Genomic DNA, 23,213 nt, shown 5'->3' with positions numbered 1-23,213 from the left:
GGGGGGGGGGGGGGGGGGGGCCGGCCTGTCCCCCGAGGACGGCCGGCCCGCCGCCCCGCGCGCTCGCGTCTCCGCGCCTCGGGCGGCCGCCCAGGCCGCCCGAAGCCGACGCGAACCGCGCATGTCGGCTGCGTTGTTGGCCGCGCGCGTCGGGTGTGCCCCGAGAGGCACCCTGTGCGGCCATTTCCCAGCGCGGCGCCGACCGGTAGTGGCAGGCTGCTGAACAGCATGAATCAGCAGTACGAAGCCGGAGGTGCACGTCCCGTGACATCGAACGTCGGACCCACGGTCAGGCGACGCCGATTGGGCCAGGAACTCCGCAGGCTCCGCCAGGAGAAAGGGATGACGGCGGAGGAGGTGGCCGAGGAGCTGATGGTCTCCCAGTCGAAGATCAGCAGACTGGAGAACGGCCGCCGCAGCATCAGCCAGCGCGACGTACGCGACCTGTGCCGCACCTACAAGGTCGAGGACAAGGCACTCGTCGATTCCCTTATGCAAATGGCCAAGGAGTCCCGCCAGCAGGGCTGGTGGAACGCCTTCGGTGACGTTCCGTACAGCGTCTACATCGGATTCGAGACCGACGCGGCATCGCTGCGGGTCTATGAACCGCAGGTGCTCCCGGGCCTGTTGCAGACCCCGGAGTACGCCGAGGCGGTGATCAGCGGCGCGCTGCCGGAGGCCCCGCAGGAGCAGATCGCCCAGCGGGTCCAGGTCCGCCTCAGGCGGCAGGAGCGGATCACCGAACCGGCCGCCCCGCTGCGGCTGTGGGCGGTCGTGGACGAGGCGGCGATGCGCCGGGTGGTCGGCAGCCCGAAGGTCATGAGCGATCAGCTGGACTATCTGGTGCGGATGAGCCACGAGCCGCATGTGACGGTGCAGGCGCTGCCGTTCGGCATGGGCTCCCATCCGGGGATGAGCGGGCAGTTCACCATCCTGGAGTTCTCGGACGAGTCGGACACCAGCGTCGTCTACCTGGAGGGCGTGACCAGCGACCTGTATCTGGAGAAGCACACCGATGTGCAGAGCTACAGCATGATGTATGAGCATTTGCGGGCCCAGGCGCTGAACGCGGACCAGAGCCGTCAGTTCATCACGGAGGTGGCGCGGGACCACGCGAACCGGCGCGAGGAGAGTCGCGAAGAGAGCTGAACCGAGAGCTGAACCGCGCGCTGAGTGGACGCCAAAAGACCGGACCCTACACCTCCGCACCACGGCGCGGAAGGGGCCAATGGAATATGCCATCCGGTCGAGTGAACAACCGGCTTTCCCGACGATGTTGACGAGTAACGTCGGTCTCGCCTCCAAACGGGGTGCATCTCATCAACAAAACGTATCGGAGCAAAAGTGTCCATTCAGCAAGGAAAGACGAGTATGTGGGTGAAATCCTCGTACTCGGCGGGAAATGGCGCCTGTGTGGAAGTAGCCTCTCCCGTCGTCGACGAGGTGGCCGTACGCGACTCCAAGGACCCGTACAGCCCGACCCTCAGCTTCGCTCCGGGTTCGTGGTCGACCTTCGTCTCCGACGTCCGCCGCGGGGCCTTCGACCTCGGCTGACCTCTGCCACCCGCCCTTCGGGCACCGAGCCCTCTCGTCCGGCCGCCGTCCCTGCCGAGAGGGCTCGCCGCTGTCTGTGGCACATCACCGCAGTTCGTCGACGTAGCGGTCGGTGCCGGGAACCGTCGGGATGAACGGCGCGACCAGTTCGACGCGGCCGAGCCCCGAGCGGGCCACGTCCTCGTCGAGCCCGGTGAAATGCTTCTCCCAGCACTCGCGCGGATCCCGCTGCAGGAACCACAGCAGCGTCAGCCGCGTGTCCACCCCCTCCACCTGCTTCACATACGACATCCGGTCCAGCGGCAGCGGCGTCGGCCGGAAGACGGTGACCATCGCCGCGGGCGAGCCCGCCAGGCGCTTGGGCAGATGCCTGGCCCGCAGCCACTCCAGAAGCTCGGCGCGGGCCTCGGGACCTTCGGCGTCCACGACCTCGACGACCAGCCCGGCGTAGGGGTGGTCGAGGGCGTGGAAGTCGCGGGGGCCCGCCGCGCCGTCCCGGTAGACGGTCGCCTCATGGTCCTGGAACGCCGTGAAGACATGCGTACGGTCCTGGTAGACGCGGCCGTCCCGGTTGAGCCGCTTGTTGATGCCGACGGTCCACTTCATATGCTCCGCGTAGCGTCCCTCGGTGAGCCAGTAGACCGTGATGTAGCAGCCCGCGGCGACCGGTTGGGCGACCGCGGACTTCTCCGGGTAGCGCAGCTGCCGCAGGTCCCGGGTGGCGACCCAGCGGCGGCCCGCGAACATCCACGGCATGGCCATGGCCCCGGCGATGAAGTGGTCGTCCTCGTACCAGCGGTTGTAGGCGTATTCATGACCGGGGTGCGGCTCGACCATGGTGATCAGGGCGTGTCCCGGGCGCACTCCGTACGGGCCCACGGAGGCCAGTTCCGCGTACGCCTCGGCGCGCGTGTCCTCACTCGAGTCACTGCTCATGTCCCCCATATGTAGCTGACGTCACGTCAGATGGGGAGGGTCGCGACCGTATCGCGGACAAAGCGGTTGCCGTGTGCACTGATCTCTTTAGGCTGCATGCGACAGCGGAAACGTCCGCGCCGACGTCCGCACCAGCGAATCCGTACCAGCGAAGGAGCCCCATGCGCGCCGACCTCCCCGCCCTCGCGACCCGCGCCACCTCGGTCGCCGGCTCCCCGGTACGGGACATCCTCGCGCTCACCGCGCGCCCCGAGGTGATCTCCTTCGCCGGCGGGCTGCCGGCGGCCGAGCTCTTCGACGCGGAGGCGATACGGGCGGCCTTCGACCGGGTCCTCGCCGAGGCCCCGCGCGAGGCCCTCCAGTACTCGACGACCGAAGGCGACCCCGCCCTGCGCGCCGCCACCGCGGCCCGCCTCACCGCCCGCGGGCTGCCGACCGACCCCGACGCGCTGCTCGTCACCAGCGGCTCACAGCAGGCGCTGACCCTGCTGGCCACGGCGCTGCTGGAGCCTGGCGACACGGTCGTGGTCGAGGACCCCACCTACCTGGCCGCCCTGCAGTGCTTCTCCTTCGCGGGCGCGCGGATCGTGTCCGTGCCGAGCGACGAGGACGGCCTCGATCCGGCCGCGCTCGACGCGCTGGTGGAGCGGGAGCGGCCCAAGCTCCTCTACACCATCCCGACCTTCCAGAACCCCACCGGCCGCACCCTTCCCGCCGAGCGCCGCCGCGCGGTGGCGGAGGTCGCGGAGCGGCGCGGGCTGTGGATCGTCGAGGACGACCCGTACGGGGAGCTGCGCTTCGCCGGCGAGCCGGTGCCGTGGATCGCGAGCCTCCCGGAGGCCGCCGACCGCACCGTACTGCTCGGCAGCTACTCCAAGATCATGGCGCCGGGCCTGCGCCTCGGCTGGCTCCGCGCCCCCGCGACCCTCCGCCGCGCCTGCGCCATCGCCAAGCAGGCCGCCGATCTCCACACCCCGACGGTCACCCAGATGGCCGCCGCCCGCTACCTGACCGACGCCGACCTGGACGCCCACCTCGCCCACGTCCGCGACGCCTACCGCGACCGCCGGGACGCCCTGCTCGCGGGCCTCCCCGAGGCCCTGCCCGACGGCTCCCGCTGGAACCGCCCCGACGGCGGCATGTTCGTCTGGGCCTCCCTGCCCGAGGGCTACGACGCGACGGAGCGACTGCGGGTGGCGGTCGCACACGATGTGGCGTACGTGCCGGGCGCCCCGTTCTTCGCGGGCGCCCCGGACCCGGCGGCGATGCGACTGTCGTTCGTCACGCACACCCCGGACGAGATCGCGGAGGGCCTGCGCCGCCTCGCAAAGGCCCTGCACTAGGCGGCTCCCGGCGGCGCGGGTATGGCCTTCTCGGTGTGCGCGTCCTAGCCTGACGGCCCCGATCTGACGCTGCGTCAGTTCACTGGCGCCGTCAGGTCATCGCGATCACCCCGGGGAGGCACCCCATGCTGCTGCGCGACAAGACCGTCATCGTCTCGGGCGTCGGCCCCGGTCTCGGCCTGCGGGTCGCGGCGGCGTGTGTGCGGGACGGCGGCAACGCCGTGCTCGGGGCGCGGACGGAGGCCCAGTTGGCGAAGGCCGCCGCCGAGGCCGACCCCGGGGGCGGGCACACCGCGTGGCGCGCCACCGATATCGCGGACGAGCGGCAGTGCGAAGCCCTCGCCGCGCTCGCGGTCGAGCGGTTCGGGGGAATCGACGCCGTCATCCATGTGGCGGCGCTGGACAGCTATATGGGCGGGCTGGAGGACGCCGACTTCGCCTCCTGGAGCCAGGTCGTCGACACCAACCTGTTCGGCACGCTCCGGATGACCCGCGCCTGCCTGCCCGCGCTCAAGCGGCGCGGCGGCTCGGTGGTGATGATCGGCACGCAGTCGTCGGTCGCCGCGCCCACCCAGGTGCGACAGGCCGCGTACGCCGCGTCCAAGGGCGCGCTCGTCTCCGCGATGTATTCGCTCGCGCGCGAGCTGGGCCCGCACCGGATCCGGGTGAACACCGTGCAGCCCGGCTGGATGTGGGGTCCGCCGGTGCAGGCGTACGTCACGTACGCCGCGCACTCCGAAGGCGTACCGGAGCCCGAGGTGCTGGCCCGGCTCGCCGATCGGATGGCGCTGCCCGAGCTGGCGACGGACGGGGATGTGGCGGAGGCCGCGGTGTTTCTGGCCTCCGACCGGTCGCGGGCGATCACCGGCCAGTCATTGCTGGTCAATGCCGGTGAACTGATGCGGTGACGCGAGCGTCGCAACAGAGATTGCCATAGAGCGGTTGCTATAGCGGGGTCGCACAGAGGGATTGCACGGGGGTTGCGCCCTCCTTCTCCGGCCTGACGGGATCCCGCTCCCGTACGGCCCGTCCGTTGGTGCGGTCGAGCGTGGGCGTGCGCCTGGCGAAGTGCCCGCTCATCGTGGGTTCGCGGACGCGTTCACGACAACCGTCGGGTAGGTCAAGAAAGCGCAAATTCGTTCTGTGCTCTGATTTGCGTTCACATTCATGACCGGAAACATCTTGACCGGCCGCCCGAACAAGCGGTTCAATCCCGGAAGTACCCCGCTCCCGCTCGGGGGAACCCGCCCATGACGAACGTCGCGGCGAAGTGCGGTCCTGTTCATAAGACGGACCCCTGGAGGGGGCATGAACAGCCTCGACTGGACCGTACTCATTGGCTACTTCGGCGTGATGGTCGCCATCGGAGTCTGGTCCCACAAACGTGTTGACGACGTCAGCGACTTCTTCACCGCCGGCGGCAAGATGCCGTGGTGGCTCTCCGGTATCTCCCATCACATGTCCGGCTACAGCGCGGTCATGTTCACCGGCTATGCGGCCATCGCCTATCAATACGGCATCACGTCCTATGTCACCTGGTCATTCCCGATCGCCATCGGCATCGCGATCGGCTCCCAGCTCTTCGCGCCCCGGCTCAACCGGGTGCGCAGCAAGCTGCGCGTCGCCTCGCCGCTCGAATACCTCAAGAGCCGCTACAACGTGCCCACCCAGCAGGCGCTCGCCTGGTCCGGGGTGCTGCTGAAGATCGTCGACGTGGGCGCCAAGTGGGCGGCCATCTCGACCCTGCTGTCCATCTTCACCGGCGTCTCCCTCAACCAGGGCATCCTGATCACAGGCGCGGTCACCGCCGTCTACTGCACGGTCGGCGGGCTGTGGGCCGACGCGCTCACCGAACTGGGCCAGTTCGTGATCCAGTTCATCGCGGGCATCGCCATGCTGGTCGCCGTGCTCCATGAGCTCGGCGGCATCAGCACGCTGTGGAACGTCTGGGACGACCTGCCGGACACCCACCGCGAGCCGACGGTCGGCCCCTACACCCTGACCTTCCTGCTCGCCTATCTGTTCATCAAGACCTTTGAATACAACGGCGGGATGTGGAACCAGGCGCAGCGCTATATGGCCACCGACAGCGCCCACTCCGCCAAGCGCTCGGCCCGGCTGTCGGCCATCCTGTGGTTCGTCTGGCCGCTGGTGCTCTTCTTCCCCATGTGGGTGGCGCCGCTGATCGTCAAGACCGACAAGCCCGCCGACTCCTACGCGCTGATGGCCGAGCAGCTGCTGCCGCACGGCCTGCTGGGGCTGGTCATCGTCGGCTTCTTCTCGCACACGATGGCCATGTGCTCCTCGGACGCCAACGCGATCGCGGCCGTCGTCACCCGCGACATCATGCCCGCGATCTTCAAGTCCGTACGGGGGTGGAGCAGCCGCACCGGGCTGCTCGCGGCGCGCTATGCCACGCTGCTCTTCCTCGCCCTGTCCATGGCCATCGCCACGCAGGTCAACTCGGACTTCTTCGGGGACATCATCACCGTGGTGATCAAGTGGGTCGCCGGGCTCATGGGACCGATCGCGATCCCGCTGATGCTCGGTCTGCTGCGTGCGTTCCGCAAGTCGGGTCCGACGGCGGCGCTGGTCAGCTGGGCGCTGGGGCTGTTCGCCTTCTATTTGGTCAACTACCCGATCAACGACGCGATCGACGGTGGAGTGAACCTGGAGTACCAGGTCTCCGTCCCGCTCGCGGTCTCGCTCGTGCTCTTCATCGCCATCGGCTACATCAAGCCGGAGGACACCCCGGAGCGCGACGCCATTCTCGACTCGCTCAACTCGGATGACGACGGGCCGGGTTCGGCGAGTGCCGCGCTGTCGGTGCCGAAGCGGGGTGCGACCGACCAGAGCTCGGTCGCGGGCGCGACGGACTGAGGCGCGGCGGCAGGCACCCGCGGGGCGGGACCGCTCATCCCGCCCCGCGGGTGCCCCCGCGGACGCTCACCACCAGGGCCCAGGCGAGCAGGCCGAACGCCGCGGTGGAGGTGACCGCGCGCACCACGTTCCAGCGCACCCACCGCTCCTCGAACCGCTCACGCACCGCCGCCAGGTCCAAGTCGCCGATCCGGTCCGGATGGCCGGCGTCGGCCAGCGCGTCGTTCAGCGGCACATTGACCCGGAAGGTGATCACCAGCATCACCAGGTAGAGGGCGACGGCGGCCACGATCAACGGCAGCGCGGACCGCCCCGCTCCGCGCAGATGCGCCGCGGCGGCCAGCGCGGAGAGCAGCAGCGCGCCGCCGAAGATCAGGGCGAACCAGCCGTTGAGGATCGCCACGTTGATCCGCTGCATCGCGTCGACGAAGGTACGGTCGTCCGCCTGCCCGAGGCCGGGCATCACGGAGCACGCGTATCCGTAGAAGAGGCCCGCGCTCAGCCCGGTGGCCACGGTGGCGGCGATCAGCACGGGGGTCTGGAGGGCGTGGTGGTACGTCATGCCGTACAGCCAAGCGCGGCGCGGCGAGACGGGCCATGGCCGAAAGGCTCGATGACATAAGCGAGCGTCTCAGGTCACGGCGGACGATATGAGGTCGCTCAGGCGTCGGTGGTGCAGGCCACCGCGAACATCCGGCTGTCCTCGTATACGCAGTAGCGGACGATCAGCCCGTCCTCGACGGTCACCCGCACCGCGAAGGGAGACCGGTAGCGCTTGCCCGTGGCGCGTACGGTGCCGGCCAGGGTCCCCGTCACCATCGCCTCGGCTTCCTCCACCACGATGACGTCGATCGTGTTTCCCTCCGGGTCCGGGGCCAGGCTCTCGCCCAGCTCGCGGAAGTGGGCGACGGCGTCGGCGCGGGTGGCGCGCGGGCGGATCCACGGGACGTCCGGGTTCTCGGCGATCTGCCAGTCGACCCGCTCGGCGAACAGTTCGCCGAGGCCCTGAAGGTCACCGGCCGCCATCCGCGCCAGGAACTGCTGGACGGTGGCGCGGGTGCGCTCGCTGATGGTCATGTCGGCGGCGGTGGCGGCCATATCGGTCTCCTCGGTGCTGGTGCCGTGCGGTCTGCTGCGCACGATGTTCGCGTGGCCCGGGGAGGAACGTCGATTACCGGCGAGGTAATGGGCGCGAGGGGCCGCCGGCCGGGATACGGCTACGTGCCGGGATACGGCTACGTGCGGGGATAGCGGGCCAGCCAGGCGGGGGCGGAGGCCGCCGGGCCGTGCAGGGCCGGGCCCTGCGTCATCTCCATCGCGAAGTCGTCGGCCAGCTCCAGCATCGTGCCGCGCCCCTCCAGCTCCGCCAGCCACGCGGGCGGCAGCGCGGTCTCGCCGTGCAGCGTGCCCAGGAGGTTGCCGCACACCGCCGCCGTGGAGTCGCTGTCCCCGCCGTGGTTGACGGCGAGCAGCAGGCCGTGGTGCACGTCCTCGGCGACCAGCGCGCAGTACAGCCCGATGGCCAGGGCCTCGTCGCCGGTCCAGCCCTCCCCCAGGGACGCCACCCGCTCGGGCGTGGGCAGCCCCTGCCGTACGGCGCCGAGCGCGTATCGCAGCGCGTCGGTGGTCTCCTCGTGGCCGGGCCGGGTGGCCAGGTGGGCCAGCGCCCGCTGCACCGCCCCGTCCAGCGCGTCGCCGCGCGCGAGCCCGTGCACGATCAGGGCGAAGGCCCCGGCGGACAGATAGCCGGTGGGGTGCCCGTGGGTCTGCGCCGCGCACTCGATGGCCAGTTGGAAGACCAGCTGCGGCTCCCAGCCCACCAGCAGCCCGAAGGGCGCCGAGCGCATGACCGCGCCGCACCCCTTGGAGTCGGGGTTCTTGGGGCTGTCCAGGGTGCCCATGGTCTCGTCGGCCAGCCCGGTCAGACAGGCCCGGCCGGGCGCCCGCTGGGCGTACAGCCACTCCTCGCGGGCCAGCCAGCCCCCGTCCGTCCGCCGCTCGTCGGGCCCCCAGTCGCGCTGGGTGGCGTACCAGCGGCGGTGGGCGGCGTGGATGTCGGTGGGCGGGTGCCAGGCGCCGGTGTCGCGCCGCACCTGGGCGCGGATCAGGCCGTCCACGGTGAAGAGCGTCATCTGGGTGTCGTCGGTGACGCGGCCGCGCCGCCCGTACGCCGGGAGGAAGTCGGTGACGCCCTCGGGACCGTGCTCCGCCCGGATGTCGGCGAGCGAGGAGAACTCGACCGCGGCGCCCAGGGCGTCCCCGAGCGCACCGCCGAGCACACAGCCGCGCACCCGGCTGCGGAAGTCCTGCTGCTCGGCGCGGCCCCATACGCCGGTCGCCGCACTGGCGGTTGCCGTCACGACGTTGCCCCTTCCCCATCGACGCACGTACGGCCATTGGACTGGCTTTCGCACTGTAATCGACACCGAATGATCGCCTTCAGTCCGCCGATGATTGTGAAGGCGTCGACACGGAGGGCACTCGGGATCGCCGCATTCCGAGACACCGAGCCAACAGAAGGGGGCTGTGGGGGCGCGGCACGCAGAGGAGGCCGGGCCCGGACTTCCGGACCCGGCCTCCTCAGGCCACACGGCAGGGCGTGCCGCTAGGCGGCAGGCTTCCTGATGTCCTCGATGACGCTCGCGAAGCCGTCACCACCACGCCCATCGGCGATCGCCCGCCCCATCAGGGCACGGACAGCCGCGAGCGGTCCGGAGTCCAGGCCCCGGGCCTCGCTCGTCTCCAGGATGTGGTCGACCCCCGCCGCCTCCATCGCCAGATTGCCCAGATCCCCCGGATAGTCACGGTTGTCGATACCATCCGCGACCTGGTCCGCCATTGCGGGAAGCAGGGCGAAGAATTCCTTGATGTACGGCAGGAATTCCTTGGCCGTGACACCGTCCGCGCCCACCAGAGCGAGGGAATGGACCATGGCGGCCATGCTGGAATAGAAGACATTGAGCAGCGCCAGGTCGTACAGCGGCGCGACCCCGTGGTCCGCGCCGAGATAGCGGTTGTTTCCGCCCAGCGCCTTCAGCGTCGTCTCATACGCCTCGAACACCGACCGCGACCCGCTGTACAGAAGCAGGGCCTGCGGCGAACCGATGACCGGGGTGGGCACCATGATCGCCCCGTCGAGGTAGTCGATACCGCGGCCCGCCGCCCACGCGGCGGCCTCGCGGGCCCGCTCCGGGGTGTCCGAGGTGAGGTTGACCAGCGCCCGCCCCGCCAACTCCGCCCCCAGCGGCTCGAGGATCGCCTGGCTCACCTCGTAGTCCACGACGCATACGACCACGAGCTCGCCGGCCTGCACCGCCTCGGCGGGCGTCCGCGCCCGCACCGCTCCGCGGGCGACGAGGGCATCGGCCTTGTGCGCGGAGCGGTTCCATACGGTCGTGGGATGGCCCGCCGCCAGGAACGCCCCGGCCAGCGCCTGACCCATCGCGCCAAGACCGACGACCGTCACCGGCGCTCGGTTTTCACCTGCCATGACAGCACCACCTATTTCTTGCTTTCGAGTCCTTGATAAATCGCCTGCGCGCGCTGGGCTCTCATCGATCCTGTTATCCGCCGGGGCCGGACTCAAGTACCCACAAAAAAGTGCGTACTTACCCCGAGGTACGCGGGTGCGCGGCCACCCCGCTACGTTGGCCGGCATGTTCGACAAGAGCTTCTACGATCTGGCCTTCGGCGTGGACCCGGGCGGAGCCCGCAGGGACGCCCATTTCATCACCGCCACCCTGGACGAGGTGAAGCGCGAGCTGGCGTCGGACCTCGCCCAGGGAGTCAACCTGTACCTGCTGTGCTGGTACGGCGCACGCCTGACGCTGGACGTCTACCAGCAGGGGGAGCTGACGGAGTCCATAGACCTCCACCCCTTCATCACCATCTCCGTCGAGGGCTATCCGGACGTCACCTTCACGGGCCCGGGCGAACCCGTCGGCTACGACTTCCGAGATGACAAGGGAGACATCGAGGACGACGAGGACGACGAGGACGACGAGGACGAAGACTTCGAGGACGAGGAAGAAGACGAGGAGGACAACCTCGCCGACCGGTTGTTCATGGACGACCTCGGCGACACGGTCAAGGTCTCGGTCGACTGGGACCGCATCCCGGTGCCATCGCTCATCGGTGAGCTCGCGGGGCCGGACGACGAAGCCGTACTGCTGACCGGGGATCGCCTCGCCGAGTACGGCTATCAGGACTTCGAGGAGTGACGCCACGCCGGTGTCAACCTTTGGTTGACACGCCAGGGGTGTCAACCTAGGGTTGCCTCATGACGAATCCAGTCGGCATGACGACTCCCGTCCGCCTCGACGACCTGATCGAGGTCATCAAGAAGGTCCACCCCCAGCCCCTCGACCAGCTCTCCGACGCGGTCATCGCCGCGGACCACCTGGGCGACGTGGCCGACCACCTGATCGGCCACTTCGTCGACCAGGCGCGCCGCTCGGGCGCCTCCTGGAGCGAGATCGGCCAGAGCATGGGCGTCACCCGGCAGGCGGCCCAGAAGCGCTTCGTCCCCAAGGACCCGGGCGAGCCGTCCGCCCTCGACCCCAACCAGGCCTTCGGCCGCTACACCCCCCGGGCCAGGAACGTCGTGATGGCCGCGATGAACGAGGCCCAGGCCGCCCGCAACCCCGAGATCCGCCCCGAGCACCTGATGCTCGGCCTCCTCAGCCAGCCCGGAGCCCTCGCGGCGAAGGCGATCATCGCCCAGGACGTCCTCCTGGACACCGTCCGCCAGGCCGCCACCGCGGCCCTGCCCCCCGCGGCCGACGAGGTCCCCGACCTCATCCCGTACGACGCGGCCTCCCGCAAGGTCCTGGAGCTCACCTTCCGCGAGGCCCTGCGGCTCGGCCACAACTACATCGGCACCGAGCACATCCTGCTCGCCCTCCTGGAGTACGAGGACGGCGCGGGCATCCTGGCCGGCCTCGGCATCGACAAGCCGGCCGCCGAGGCCCACCTCGCCCAGGAACTGGCCGCCGTGCTGAAGGCCAAGTCCCAGGACTGACCGCACCGCCTCCGGGGGCCGAGTACTCCGTGCTCTGAACCGAGCCGGCAAAAGCAGTTGCGCCTCTCACCCGTCGCGGACAAGGTGCCACGGTACGAGAGGAGTTGCTGTGCAGCGTTCTGAGGTCCCGGCCCTCACGGAGATCGTCGTGGCGGACAAGGAGGCCGGCCCCTACGGCATCACGACCGGCCCTGACGGGGCCCTGTGGATCACCTTCGTCCACAGCGGTCGCATCGCCCGTCTCACCCTTGACGGCGAACTCACCGAATATCCCCTGGACTCGCCCGAGTGCCGCCCCACGGTCATCACCCCGGGGCCCGACGGCGCACTGTGGTTCGCCCGCTCCCAGGACCACCGGCTCGGCCGTATCACGGTCGACGGCGAATCCGAATCCTTCCGCGTGCCGACGCCCGACAGCGGCCCCTTCGGCATCACCCCGGGTCCGGACGGTGCGCTGTGGTTCACCCAGATGAACACCGACCGCATCGGCCGCGCCACCACCAAGGGAGAGATCACCGAGTTCACCCTCCCCGTAGCGGGCGCCTTCCCCTCGGCGATCACCGCGGGCCCCGATGGAGCCCTGTGGTTCACGCTCAACCAGGCGCACGCGATCGGCCGCATCACCATCGACGGCGACATCGCCCTTCACCCGCTGCCCACCCCCGGCGCCGCCCCCGTGGGTATCACCAGTGACGGCACCGCCTTGTGGTTCGTCGAAATCGCGGCGGGCCGGATCGGCAGGATCTCGGTGGCCGGCGAAATCGAGGAGTTCCCGCTCCCCGACCGCACGGCCAAACCCCACGCCATCGTCGCGACCTCCGCCGGGGACTGCTGGTTCACCGAATGGGGAGCCAACCGCATCGGCCATATCACCGCGACCGGCGAGATCACGGAATACGACCTGCCGTCACCGTCATCGGAACCGCACGGCATCACGGTGGGTCCCGACGGTGCGCTCTGGGCGGCGCTTGAGACGGGAGCGGTCGCGCGGCTGGCGGCTTGAGGACATGCAGGACGCACTGTCCGCGCGCGCCGGGATCCGAACGGGCGGGCGGCCGGGCGTATCGTTCCCGCCATGCGTTGTGCGATATGCGGGTCCGGTCGGCTGAGTCCGCTCGGGGAGCTTATGTCGTCCGATTCGATGCAGAAGCGGCTGCGGCTGAAATTTCCCCGTCCGGGGGCGTTCAAGGCGCGGCCGACGTTTCAAGCCGATCTCGCGCGGGCGTGTCGGGACTGCGGGGCGCTGATTCCGTTCCTCAATGAGTGGGAGCGGCGACGGCTGGACGCGGAGGCCGATGACCTGCGGGACGAAGGCGAAGCCAAGGACGAGCCGTGAGCGCACCCAGCCCATCCGAGATACCTCGTGTGCTGGTCGTCCGCAACGCCGAGCGCAGCGGGCCGGGCCGGCTGCTGCCTTGGCTGCGCGACGAGGGGCTGGCCGTAGAAGAGCTGGCGGGCCCCGAGGCTCCGGCCGATCCGGCCGGGTACGACGCCGTGGTGCTGCTCGGGGGCGGGTTTCTGCCGGACGACGACGCGTACGCGCCGTGGCTGCCGGCGCAGCGCGACCTCACGCGCCGGGCAGTGGCCGGGAGGGTGCCGTTGCTCGGGATCTGTCTGGGGGCCCAGGTGTTGGCCGTGGCGGAGGGCGGCCTGGTGCAGGGGTCGTACGGGGTGCCGGAGCGTGGTTCGTGCGCCGTCGAGTTGCGTACGGAGGCCGGAGAGGACCGACTGCTGGCCGGGCTGCCGCGGCGGTTTCGGGCCATTCAGAACCACCGCGACCAGATCACGCGGCTCCCGCCCGGCTCGGCTCATCTGGCGCGGAGCGACGCGTGCCCGGTGCAGGCGTTCCGGGTCGGGGAGTGTGCCTGGGGCGTCCAGTTCCATCCCGAGGCCGGCGCGGACCGGCTCGACGGCTGGGACGAGGCGGCCCTGGCCGAGAAGGGTCTTGACCTGGCCGCCCTCCGCGCCGAGGCGCAGACGGCCGAGCCCGCGTCAACACACGCCGCGCGCCGGCTCGCGGCCAACTTCGCCGCCGTCGTACGCGGCTGTGCGACCCCTTAGTCGCCCAGCACCGGCAGCAGCTCCGGCAGATGGCCGTCCGAGGCCAGGGCCGCCCTCTGGCGGTCGGCCGGGACCTCGCCGTAGGTGGTGGTGCGGGGGCGGGCCGGGCGGCTGGCGGATTCGGCGATGGCGACGAGGTCCTGGATGGAGCGGTACGAGCCGTAGGACGAGCCCGCCATACGGGAGATGGTCTCCTCCATCAGGGTGCCGCCCAGGTCGTTGGCGCCGGAGCGCAGCATCTCGGCCGCGCCCTCCGCGCCCAGCTTGACCCAGCTGGTCTGGATGTTGGGGATATGCGGGTGGAGCAGGAGCCGGGCCATGGCGGTCACGGCGCGGTTGTCGCGGGCGGTCGGGCCGGGGCGGGCGATGCCGGCGAGGTAGACGGGGGCGTTGGTGTGGATGAAGGGGAGGGTCACGAACTCCGTGAAGCCGCCCGTCTCCTGCTGGATCTCGGCGAGCAGCCGCAGATGGCCCAGCCAGTGGCGGGGCTGGTCCACATGGCCGTACATCATCGTGGAGGAGGACCGGATGCCCACCTCATGGGCGGTCCTGATGACCTCGACCCAGGTGGCGGTGGGCAGCTTGCCCTTGGTGAGGATCCAGCGGACCTCGTCGTCAAGGATCTCGGCGGCGGTGCCGGGGATCGTGTCGAGACCGGCCTCGCGCGCGGCGGTCAGCCATTCGCGGATGGACAGGCCGGTGCGCGTCGCGCCGTTGACGACCTCCATCGGGGAGAAGGCGTGGACGTGCATGCCCGGCACGCGCTCCTTCACCGCCCGCGCGATGTCGAAGTAGGCGGTGCCGGGCAGGTCCGGGTGGATGCCGCCCTGCATGCACACCTCGACCGCGCCGACGTCCCACGCCTGCTGGGCGCGGTCGGCCACCTGGGACAGCGAGAGGGTGTAGGCGTCGGCGTCGGTGCGGCGCTGGGCGAAGGCGCAGAAGCGGCAGCCGGTGTAGCAGACGTTGGTGAAGTTGATGTTGCGGGTGACGATGTACGTGACGTCGTCGCCGACCGTGGCGCGGCGCAGGTCGTCGGCGATCCGGCACAGCGCGTCCAGCGCCGGGCCTTCGGCGTGGAGGAGGGCCAGCGCCTCGGGGTCGGTCAGCCGGGTGGGGTCGTCGGCGGCGACGGACAGGGCGGCGCGGACGTCCGCGTCGATACGGGAGGGGGCCATTCCGGGCGCCGCCGCCTCGCGCAGCACCTCCCAGTCGCCGTACACCTCGTCGAAGTCGTCGCGGCGGTCACCGGTGCGGCCCTCGGTGTCGATGGTGCGGTGCAGATCGGTGCGGCCGGAGGCGGTGAAGCCCTCGTCGGGCTCCTGCCAGGGCAGGCCGACCGGCCTCGCGTCCTCGCGGGCCAGGCCGGTGGCCGGATCGGCCAGGGCGCTGACGTGGGGCAGCAGCCGGGGGTCGAGCCAGGGCTCGCCGCGCTGGACGAACTCGGGGTACACCGCGAGCCGTTCGCGCAGCCGGAAGCCGGCGGCGGCCGAGTGCTCGGCGAGCTCGTCCACCTGCGGCCAGGGGCGCTCGGGGTTGACGTGGTCGATGGTGAGCGGGGAGACGCCGCCCCAGTCGTCGATACCGGCGCCGATGAGCCGTGTGTACTCCCCCTCGACCAGGTTCGGCGGCGCCTGGATGCAGGCGGCGGGGCCGAGGATATGGCGGGCGACGGCGACGGTGGCGACGAGGTCGTCCAGCTCCGCGTCCGGCATACCGCGCATCGCCGTGTCCGGCTTGGCGCGGAAGTTCTGGATGATGACTTCCTGGATGCCGTGGTAGGCGCGCGCGACACGGCGCAGCGCGAACAGCGAGTCCGCGCGCTCCTCGTAGCTCTCCCCGATCCCGATCAGCAGCCCGCTGGTGAAGGGGACGGAGCTGCGCCCGGCGTCCTCCAGGACGCGCAGCCGCACGGCGGGCTCCTTGTCCGGGGAGCCGTAGTGCGGACCGCCGGGCTCGCTCCACAGCCGCTCGGCGGTGGTCTCCAGCATCATCCCCATGGAGGGGGCGACGGGCTTGAGCCGCTGGAAGTCCGTCCAGGTCATGGCGCCGGGGTTGAGATGCGGCAGCAGCCCGGTCTCCTCCAGGATGCGGATCGAGATGGCCCGTACGTACGCGATGGTGTCGTCGTAGCCCTCGGCCTCCAGCCACTCACGGGCCTCGGGCCAGCGGTCCTCGGGGCGGTCGCCGAGGGTGATGAGCGCTTCCTTGCAGCCCAGTTCGGCCCCGCGCCGGGCGATGGCGAGGACTTCGTCGGGGGACATGAACATCCCGTGGCCGGCGCGGCGCAGCTTGCCGGGGACGGTGACGAAGGTGCAGTAGTGACACTTGTCCCGGCACAGCCGGGTCAGCGGGATGAAGACGCTGCGCGAGTAGGTGATGACCCCGGCGCGGCCCGCGGCCGCCAGGCCCGCGTCACGGACCCGGGCCGCGGAGGCCGTCAGATCGGCGAGATCCGCCCCGCGTGCCTGGAGCAGCACGGCCGCCTCGGCGGCGTCCAGCGCCACGCCGTCGCGGGCGCGTTTGAGCGCGCGGCGCATGGCGTTGGGGGTGGGGGCAGCCTGGGCGGACGGCTCGGATCCCTGCGCGCTCGTGGTCATTCTCCGAGCATACGAGGGGTATGTGACACCGCCAGACCGCCCCACAAGGTGGGCCCGGGGCGCGTGGACGGCCGCGCGCATGTTCCCTCACGGCCATAGAGTTATCCACAGGCCTTTCCGTGCGTGTCACTCCCGCGTACAACGGTGTGAGCGCTGGTGACGGACGCCACGACGGCCACAGGGGGCACTCATGCAGCGACGCGACGTACTCAGGCTCTCCGCCCTTGCGGGTGCGGCGGGCGTGCTGACACTCGATCCGGTGACCTTCGCCCAGGCGGAGGAGCGCGACGGCGGCGGGGGCACCGGCGGGTCCGGCAGCGAGCAGACGAAGACGGTCACGGGCCATCTGCCCACCGGATCGCCCGACTTCGTCTATCTGCCGGTGGAAGTTCCGCGCGGTGTCCGCGAGATCGCCGTCTCGTACTCGTACGACAGGCCGACGGTCCCGGCCGGCACCCAGGGAAACGCCTGCGACATCGGCATCTTCGACGAGCGCGGCACGGACCTCGGCGGGCGCGGCTTCCGCGGCTGGTCGGGCGGCGCCCGCACCGAGTTCGCGATCAGCGCCGAGCAGGCGACGCCCGCGTATCTGGCGGGGCCGGTGAAGGCGGGCACCTGGCACATCGTGCTCGGTCCCTACACGGTGGCTCCGCAGGGGCTCGACTACAAGGTCACCGTCACGCTGCGGTTCGGCGAGCCGGGCGAGACGCCGAAGCCGGTTTACCCGCCGCAGCGGGCCAAGGGGCGCGGCCGGGCCTGGTACCGGGGCGACTCCCATCTGCACACGATCCACTCCGACGGCAAGCGCACCCCGGCCGAGGTGGCCGCCGCCGCCCGGGCCGCCGGGCTCGACTTCATCACCACCACCGAGCACAACACCACGTCCTCGCATCCGGCCTGGGAGGGGCTGTGGGGCGATGACCTGCTGATCCTCACCGGCGAAGAGGTCACCACGCGCAATGGCCATGTGGTGGCCCTCGGCACCGACCCGGGCGTCTTCATCGACTGGCGCTACCGCGCCCGGGACAACGCCTTCGGGAAGTACGCCCGCAAGATCCGGCAGGCGGGCGGCCTGGTCATCCCGGCCCATCCGCACGGCACCTGCGTCGGCTGCAACTGGAAGTTCGGGTTCAACGACGCGGACGCGGTCGAGGTGTGGAACGCGGACTTCACCCCGGACGACGAGGTCACGGTCCAGGAGTGGGACAACACGCTGGTGGCCGCCGCCCGCGGCGACGGCCGCTGGCTCCCGGCCGTGGGCCACAGCGACGCGCACCGCGAGCCCCAGGTCGTCGGATTGCCGCAGACGGTGGTGCTCGCCGACGATCTGTCGCGTACGGCGATCCAGGACGGCATACGGGCCGGGCGCTGCTGGATCGCGGAGTCCTCGGCGATCGGCCTCTCCTTCGAGGCGGTCGGCGGCCGCGGGCAGCACGCGGGCATCGGCGAGCGGCTGAAGGTCGGCCGGCAGGACGAGGTGACGGTCCGGCTGAAGGTCTCCGGCGTCGGCTCGGGCTGCACCATCCGGCTCATCACCGACCAGGGCCAGCTGTACGGCACGGCGATCCCCGACTCCGGGTCCGGCACCGCGGAGTGGCGTACGACGGCGTCCTACGCGGCGTATGTACGGGCCGAGGTGCGCTACGCCCCGGCGGACGGCGGAGCGTCCGGGGTACCGGGCCGGATGGCGGCGATGACGAACCCGATCTGGCTGGGCGAGCGGTAACGCGAGCGTTGCCTTGGGAGCGGGCCGGGGGCAACCGGGCACTGCCGCGCGGATGCGGCTGACACCGGGACACCCCGGCCCGCCTCCGGGCTACGGCCACGACCTGGTCTTGGCGAGGCCCCCGGTGGCCGAAGGGCTCGGGGTGCCGCTCGGCGAGGCGCCGGCGGTCGGCTTGGGCGTCGCGGTCCCCCCTCTCGCGCGGCCGTCACGCGTCAAGCGGGGCGGAGCGCCGCGCGGACGCGTCGGCCGCCGTCCACCACCAGGTCGGTGCCGGTGATCCAGGACGCCTCGTCCGAGACCAGCCAGCGGACCGCCCGCGCCACGTCGTCCGGTTCACCGATGCGGCCGAGGGGAAGGGCAGCGGCGAGTGCGGGTTCGTCAGCCTCCCAGACGAAGCGGGCCATCTCGGTGCGTACCAGCCCCGGGGAGACCGCGTTGACGCGGACGGACGGGGCCAGTTCGGCCGCAAGTTGGCGGGTGAGGCGGAGGAGGGCGGTCTTGCTCGCGCCGTAGGCGCCGATGCCGGGACCGACGCCGTGGGTGCCCTCGGTGCAGATGTTGACGATCGCGCCGCCGTGGTCGCGCATCCAGCCGCGCCAGGCCGCCTGGGTCAGGCGGAGCGGGGCCTCCACGTTGACCGTGAAGGCCGTCCGCCAGACGAGCGGGTCCGCGTCCATCAGCGGGCCGAGCGGGGCGTTGGTGGCGGCGTTGTTGACCAGGATGTCGAGGCGGCCGAATGCGGAAAGGGCGCGGGATACGGCCTCGTCGAGGTGGGCCGGGTCCGCTACGTCGCCCGCGCACGCGATGGCTCGCGGGCCCAGGCGGCGTACGGCGTCGGCCAGCCCATCCGGGTCGCGCGCCGTGACACACACCGCCACCCCGGCCTCCGCCAGCGCCTCCGCCACGGCGAGGCCGATCCCGCGGGAGGCGCCCGTGACCAGGGCAGCACGGCCTGCGAGGGCGGCACGCCTTGCGGGGTCGGCGGGCCCTGCGGCGTCGGCCCGCCCCGCGGCGTCGGCCCGCCCCGCGGGGTCCGCACGCCCCGCGGCGTCGGCCCGCCCGCCGACGGGCCCGCCCTCCGGCGTGGTGGCCCCGGCAGGGCCGCCGGGCCCGCGGGTAGCGCTGCCCCGACTGCCGGTGCTGTTGTCCGGCCCGCCCGAAGCGCCGTCCGGCTCGCCCGTAGCGTCGCCCGGCCCGCCCGTAGCGCTCACCGCCGCGTCACCCTCTCGCGCCCAGCCCGCGCTCACCTCGTCGTACTCACCTCGCGCTCACCTCGTACTCACCGTCTCCGTGTCGCGCCCCGACCGCAGCACCACACCCGGAAGCGCCCCCGTGACCTGGTCGTCCCGGATGGTCTCGACGCCGCCCACCCGTACGCTCACGACGCCGATCGCCCGCGAGTCCAGCCGCGGGCTGTCCCCCGGCAGGTCGTGCACCAGCTTCGCCTGGCCCGCGTCGATCCGTTCGGGGTCGAAGAGCACCAGGTCCGCGTGGTAGCCCTCGGCCACGCGGCCGCGCTCCCGCAGGCCGAACAGCCGGGCCGGATCGTCGGTGAGCATCCGCACCGCACGCTCCAGGCCGACCAGCTTCCGCCCGCGCAGACAGTCCCCCAGGAAGCGGGTGGTGTACGGCGCGCCGCACATCCGGTCCAGGTGTGCCCCGGCGTCCGAGCCGCCGAGCAAAACATCCGGATGCTCCCAGGTCTGCTGCCGCAGCTCCCAGCTGGCCGGGTCGTTGTCGGTCGGCATCGGCCACAGCACCGTACGGAGCTCGTCGGCGGCGCAGATCTCCACCAGGCAGGCGAAGGCGTCCGTCCCGCGCTCGGCGGCGATGTCCCGTACGACGCGCCCGGTCAGCCCGGCGTTGGCCGCGGAGTAGGTGTCGCCGATGACGTACCGCTCGAAGTTGGTCAGCCGCCGGAAGACCCCGGCCTCGGGGCTGTGCGCGCGGCGCAGCATCTCTTCCCGTACGGCGGGGTCGCGGAGGGTCGCGATCCGCTCGGGGACCGGCAGCCCGAGGATGTCGCCCCACCCGGGGATGAGGTTGAGCGCGCAGAAGGTGCCCAGCGACATGTTCATGGGGGTGAGGATCGGCATGGTCAGCGCGACGATCCGGCCGCCCGCCTCACGGGCCCGCTCGCTCGCCTCCAACTGCCGCGGCACCCGCTCCGGCACGGCGGCGTCGATCGTGAGGACGTTCCAGTTCAGCGGCCGCCCGGAGACCGTGGTCATCTCCACGAACAGATCGATCTCGTCGTCCGAGAACCGGTCGAGACAGCCCGCGACGATCGCCTCGATCTGCGTCCCCTCGTGTTCACCGACCGCCCGCGACAGCGCGATCAGCTCCTCGGGCCGGGCGTGGCGGGAGGCCACCGGCTTGCGGTCGCCGTCCGAGTGGGTGGAGGACTGGGTGGTGGAGAGCCCCCAGGCGCCGGCGTCCATGGCCGCGTGGAGGAGCCGCAGCATCTCGTCCATCTGCGCGGCCGTGGGCTGCCCGCCGATCGCGTCGGGGCCCATCACATGGCGGCGCAGCGCGCAGTGCCCCACCATGAAGCCCGCGTTGACCGCGATCCGCCCGTCCAGCGCGTCCAGGTACTCGCCGAAGGTGTGCCAGTTCCATGGCGCTCCCTCCTCGAGCGCCACCAGCGACATGCCCTCGACCTTGCTCATCATCCGCCGGGTGTAGTCGGCGTCCTCGGGCCGCTCCGGGTTGAGCGGCGCGAGCGTGAAGCCGCAGTTGCCGCCCGCGACGGTGGTCACGCCGTGGTTCAGGGAGGGGGTGGCGTACGGGTCCCAGAACAGCTGCGCGTCGTAGTGCGTATGCGGGTCGACGAACCCGGGCGCGAGCACGAGACCGGTCGCGTCCTCGACGCTCCGGGCCTGCTCGGTCACGGTGCCGGGCTCGGCGATGACCGCGATGCGCCCGTCCCGCAGGCCGACGTCGGCGACATGGGCGGGGGCGCCGGTGCCGTCCACGACGGTCGCGGCGCGTATGAGGTGGTCGAGCACGGTGGTTCTCCCTTCACGCTCGGTTCTGCTCCTCGTGGCGGGTCGTGTTCAGTCGCCGGCCGCCTGGCGGAAGCGGGTCGTACGGTGCACCGGGTCGGTGTCGATCTTCGGGATGACGTGCTCGCCGATCAGCTTGATCGTGTTCATGGTGTCCTCGCTGCTGATCCCGATCGGCAGCCCGAAGGACAGCTGGTCGGCGCCCGCCTGCTCCCACCGCTTGCACTGCTGGAAGACCTCGTCCGGGTCGCCGCAGATCATCAGCTCCTCGGCGATCAGCAGCTCGATGATCTCCTCGGTGTACTCCGGCAGCAGTTCGGGCCACTCCGGAATGCCCTCCGGCCGCGGGAACGTGTCGTGGTAGCGGAACAGCAGCGACTGCAGATAGTTGAGCCCGCCGCCCACCGCGATCTCGACCGCCTTGGCGTGGGTCTCCGCGCAGATCGCCGTGGACGTCACCATCACGTTGTCGTTGACGAAGCCGCCGACCGGTTCGGCCTCCTTGACGGCGTTCTTGTACGAGTCGAGGACCCACTCCATGTCCGAGACCTTCTGGATGGAGAAGCCGAGCACGCCGAGCCCCTTCTTCCCCGCCATCGCGTACGAGGAGGGTGACCCGGCCGCGTACCACATGGCCGGATGCGAGGCCCCGTACGGCTTCGGCAGCACCTTGCGCGGCGGCAGCGTCCAGTGCGTGCCCGTGAAGCCCTGGTACTCGTCCTGCAGCCACATCTTGGGGAACTCGGCGATCGTCTCTTCCCAGATCTCCTTGGTGTGGTTCATATCGGTCACCCCCGGCAGGAACCCGAGGATTTCGTGGCTGCCCGCCCCGCGCCCCGAGCCGAACTCGAAGCGGCCGCCGGAGAGGTGGTCGAGCATGGCGACCTTCTCGGCGACCTTGACGGGGTGGTTGACCTGGGGCAGCGGGTTGAAGATCCCGGAGCCCAGGTGGATCCGCTCGGTGGCGTGCGCGAGGTAGCCGAGGAAGACGTCGTTGGCCGACAGGTGGGAGTACTCCTCCAGGAAATGGTGCTCGGAGGCCCACGCGTACTTGAAGCCCGACCGGTCCGCCTGGATGACGTACTCGGTCTCCTCGATCAATGCGTGGTGCTCCGCCTCCGGGTCGGCCTCCTGCCGACTCCTGGGCACATATCCCTGCACAAAGAGTCCGAATTCCATGGAGGGTCACCGCCTCAGTGTTCTATCGTGCAGACTATCTGACGCTCCGTCAGATTCTGATTGACTCTGACACCACGAGGTTTGACCGTCAAGGGCCGACCTATAGGGCCGCGCCTAAAAGACCGAGACCCCTGCCAGCCATCCGCCGTCCACGACGAACGGCTGACCGGTGATGTACGAGGAGTCGTCCGAGGACAGGAACAGCGCCAGCCGGGCGACCTCCTCCGGCCGCCCGATCCGCCCCTGCGGCACCAACTTCTTGTAGAGCTCGTCCACCGCCGCCGACGCCTCGGCCAGGTCCGCCCCGGGGTCGAGCTGAGCGGGGTTGGTCATCGGGGTGTCGATCGCCCCGGGGCACATCGCGTTCACCCGGACCCCCTTGGGAGCCAGCTCCATCGCGGCCACCCGCGTCATCCCGACGACAGCGGCCTTGGTCGCGGCGTACGAGGTCAGGAAGGCCATGCCGGACAGCGCCACATACGAGGCGGTGTTCACGATCGTCCCGCCGCCGGCCGCCTCCAGCTCCGGCGCCACCGTCCGCATCCCGAGGAACGCCCCGACCTGGTTGACCTGGACGACCGCCAGATACTCCTCCAGCGGGGTGGCGACCAGCTCGTTGAAGCGCAGGATGCCCGCGTTGTTGACCAGCCCGTCGACCTTGCCGAAGGAGTCCTTGGCGGCCGAGACGGCGGCGGCCCAGTCCTCCTCCCGCCCCACGTCCAGGTGGATGTACCGGGCCGCCTCCCCCAGCTCCTTGGCGAGCGCTTCGCCCTGCTCGTCCAGCACATCGCCGAGCAGCACCCGCGCGCCCTCGGCGACGAACAGCCGCGCCTCCTGCTCGCCCTGTCCACGCGCCGCACCCGTGATGATGACGACCCGCCCGTCCAGCTTGCCCATGCCTTCCTCCTG

Annotated in this window: 20 protein-coding genes and 1 pseudogene; 11 read left to right on the top strand and 10 right to left on the bottom strand. The window is 71.0% G+C overall.

Annotated features, from left to right (window positions below; genetic code table 11):
- Nucleotides 1-264: 264 nt before the first annotated feature.
- Nucleotides 265-1,149 (top strand): helix-turn-helix domain-containing protein, encoded by an 885-nt coding sequence (locus tag ACWDSL_RS19755; protein WP_450487033.1) that lies wholly within the window; start codon nt 265-267, stop codon nt 1,147-1,149.
- Between the two features lie 195 nt (nt 1,150-1,344).
- Nucleotides 1,345-1,554: a DUF397 domain-containing protein gene (locus ACWDSL_RS19750; RefSeq protein ID WP_450487031.1), complete on the top strand. Its 210-nt coding sequence runs from the start codon at nt 1,345-1,347 to the stop codon at nt 1,552-1,554.
- 84 nt (nt 1,555-1,638) lie between these two features.
- Here the strand turns inward: ACWDSL_RS19750 and ACWDSL_RS19745 are convergent, their stop codons facing one another.
- The gene (locus ACWDSL_RS19745; protein ID WP_450487029.1) at nt 1,639-2,490 is read right to left on the bottom strand and encodes a hypothetical protein; all 852 of its coding nucleotides are present in this window, start codon (nt 2,488-2,490) and stop codon (nt 1,639-1,641) included.
- A gap of 161 nt (nt 2,491-2,651) precedes the next feature.
- Here ACWDSL_RS19745 and ACWDSL_RS19740 point away from each other — a divergent pair, with 161 nt between their 5' ends.
- The 3 genes from ACWDSL_RS19740 to ACWDSL_RS19730 all read left to right on the top strand — a co-directional run bounded on the left by ACWDSL_RS19740 (nt 2,652) and on the right by ACWDSL_RS19730 (nt 6,713).
- On the top strand, nt 2,652-3,833 hold the full coding sequence (locus tag ACWDSL_RS19740; RefSeq protein ID WP_450487027.1) for an aminotransferase-like domain-containing protein: 1,182 nt from the start codon (nt 2,652-2,654) through the stop codon (nt 3,831-3,833).
- Nucleotides 3,834-3,958: 125 nt separating this feature from the next.
- The gene (locus ACWDSL_RS19735) at nt 3,959-4,741 is read left to right on the top strand and encodes an SDR family oxidoreductase (protein WP_450487025.1); all 783 of its coding nucleotides are present in this window, start codon (nt 3,959-3,961) and stop codon (nt 4,739-4,741) included.
- Nucleotides 4,742-5,141: 400 nt separating this feature from the next.
- Nucleotides 5,142-6,713 (top strand): sodium:solute symporter family protein, encoded by a 1,572-nt coding sequence (locus ACWDSL_RS19730; protein WP_450487023.1) that lies wholly within the window; start codon nt 5,142-5,144, stop codon nt 6,711-6,713.
- 34 nt (nt 6,714-6,747) lie between these two features.
- Here ACWDSL_RS19730 and ACWDSL_RS19725 read toward each other — a convergent pair whose 3' ends face one another.
- From ACWDSL_RS19725 to ACWDSL_RS19710, 4 genes are all read right to left on the bottom strand, one after another.
- Entirely contained in the window at nt 6,748-7,275 is a 528-nt protein-coding gene (locus tag ACWDSL_RS19725) for an anthrone oxygenase family protein (protein WP_450487021.1), read from the bottom strand.
- A gap of 98 nt (nt 7,276-7,373) precedes the next feature.
- Nucleotides 7,374-7,853 (bottom strand): nuclear transport factor 2 family protein, encoded by a 480-nt coding sequence (locus tag ACWDSL_RS19720; protein WP_450487019.1) that lies wholly within the window; start codon nt 7,851-7,853, stop codon nt 7,374-7,376.
- 95 nt (nt 7,854-7,948) lie between these two features.
- Nucleotides 7,949-9,073, bottom strand: a complete 1,125-nt coding sequence (locus ACWDSL_RS19715; RefSeq protein WP_450487017.1) for an ADP-ribosylglycohydrolase family protein — start codon at nt 9,071-9,073, stop codon at nt 7,949-7,951.
- A gap of 245 nt (nt 9,074-9,318) precedes the next feature.
- Nucleotides 9,319-10,203 (bottom strand): NAD(P)-dependent oxidoreductase, encoded by an 885-nt coding sequence (locus ACWDSL_RS19710; RefSeq protein WP_450487015.1) that lies wholly within the window; start codon nt 10,201-10,203, stop codon nt 9,319-9,321.
- A 166-nt stretch (nt 10,204-10,369) separates the two neighbouring features.
- On the opposite strand from ACWDSL_RS19710, the gene ACWDSL_RS19705 reads away from it, so the two are divergent.
- The 5 genes from ACWDSL_RS19705 to ACWDSL_RS19685 all read left to right on the top strand — a co-directional run bounded on the left by ACWDSL_RS19705 (nt 10,370) and on the right by ACWDSL_RS19685 (nt 13,794).
- Complete coding sequence (locus ACWDSL_RS19705) at nt 10,370-10,933, top strand: hypothetical protein (RefSeq protein ID WP_450487013.1); 564 nt, start codon at nt 10,370-10,372, stop codon at nt 10,931-10,933.
- Nucleotides 10,934-10,992: 59 nt separating this feature from the next.
- Nucleotides 10,993-11,733 (top strand): Clp protease N-terminal domain-containing protein, encoded by a 741-nt coding sequence (locus ACWDSL_RS19700; protein ID WP_450487012.1) that lies wholly within the window; start codon nt 10,993-10,995, stop codon nt 11,731-11,733.
- A gap of 109 nt (nt 11,734-11,842) precedes the next feature.
- Entirely contained in the window at nt 11,843-12,736 is an 894-nt protein-coding gene (locus tag ACWDSL_RS19695) for a Vgb family protein (protein WP_450487010.1), read from the top strand.
- Between the two features lie 138 nt (nt 12,737-12,874).
- The gene (locus ACWDSL_RS19690; protein WP_450487008.1) at nt 12,875-13,069 is read left to right on the top strand and encodes a hypothetical protein; all 195 of its coding nucleotides are present in this window, start codon (nt 12,875-12,877) and stop codon (nt 13,067-13,069) included.
- Nucleotides 13,066-13,794 carry a type 1 glutamine amidotransferase gene (locus tag ACWDSL_RS19685; protein WP_450487006.1) on the top strand — a complete coding sequence of 243 codons (729 nt, stop codon included), beginning with the start codon at nt 13,066-13,068 and terminating at the stop codon, nt 13,792-13,794. The genes ACWDSL_RS19690 and ACWDSL_RS19685 overlap by 4 nt, the downstream gene beginning before the upstream one ends.
- Here the strand turns inward: ACWDSL_RS19685 and ACWDSL_RS19680 are convergent.
- Entirely contained in the window at nt 13,791-16,394 is a 2,604-nt protein-coding gene (locus tag ACWDSL_RS19680; RefSeq protein ID WP_450487004.1) for a bifunctional FO biosynthesis protein CofGH, read from the bottom strand. The genes ACWDSL_RS19685 and ACWDSL_RS19680 overlap by 4 nt on opposite strands.
- Before the next feature lie 190 nt (nt 16,395-16,584).
- Here ACWDSL_RS19680 and ACWDSL_RS19675 point away from each other — a divergent pair, with 190 nt between their 5' ends.
- Entirely contained in the window at nt 16,585-18,120 is a 1,536-nt protein-coding gene (locus ACWDSL_RS19675) for a CehA/McbA family metallohydrolase (protein WP_450487003.1), read from the top strand.
- A 212-nt stretch (nt 18,121-18,332) separates the two neighbouring features.
- Here ACWDSL_RS19675 and ACWDSL_RS19670 read toward each other — a convergent pair.
- From ACWDSL_RS19670 to ACWDSL_RS19655, 4 genes and pseudogenes are all read right to left on the bottom strand, one after another.
- A pseudogene (locus ACWDSL_RS19670) lies at nt 18,333-19,079 on the bottom strand (SDR family oxidoreductase); the annotation flags it as partial.
- Nucleotides 19,080-19,388: 309 nt separating this feature from the next.
- Nucleotides 19,389-21,128, bottom strand: coding sequence for an N-acyl-D-amino-acid deacylase family protein (locus tag ACWDSL_RS19665; RefSeq protein ID WP_450487001.1), 1,740 nt, complete (start codon nt 21,126-21,128; stop codon nt 19,389-19,391).
- Between the two features lie 48 nt (nt 21,129-21,176).
- Nucleotides 21,177-22,304, bottom strand: a complete 1,128-nt coding sequence (locus ACWDSL_RS19660) for an LLM class flavin-dependent oxidoreductase (RefSeq protein WP_450486999.1) — start codon at nt 22,302-22,304, stop codon at nt 21,177-21,179.
- Nucleotides 22,305-22,418: 114 nt separating this feature from the next.
- On the bottom strand, nt 22,419-23,201 hold the full coding sequence (locus tag ACWDSL_RS19655) for an SDR family NAD(P)-dependent oxidoreductase (protein WP_450486997.1): 783 nt from the start codon (nt 23,199-23,201) through the stop codon (nt 22,419-22,421).
- Nucleotides 23,202-23,213 lie beyond the last annotated feature (12 nt).

The sequence above is a fragment of the Streptomyces sp. NPDC000941 genome (assembly GCF_053599555.1).
The sequence above is the reverse complement of the archived record's forward strand: the minus strand, read 5'-3'. Positions and strand labels throughout refer to the sequence as shown.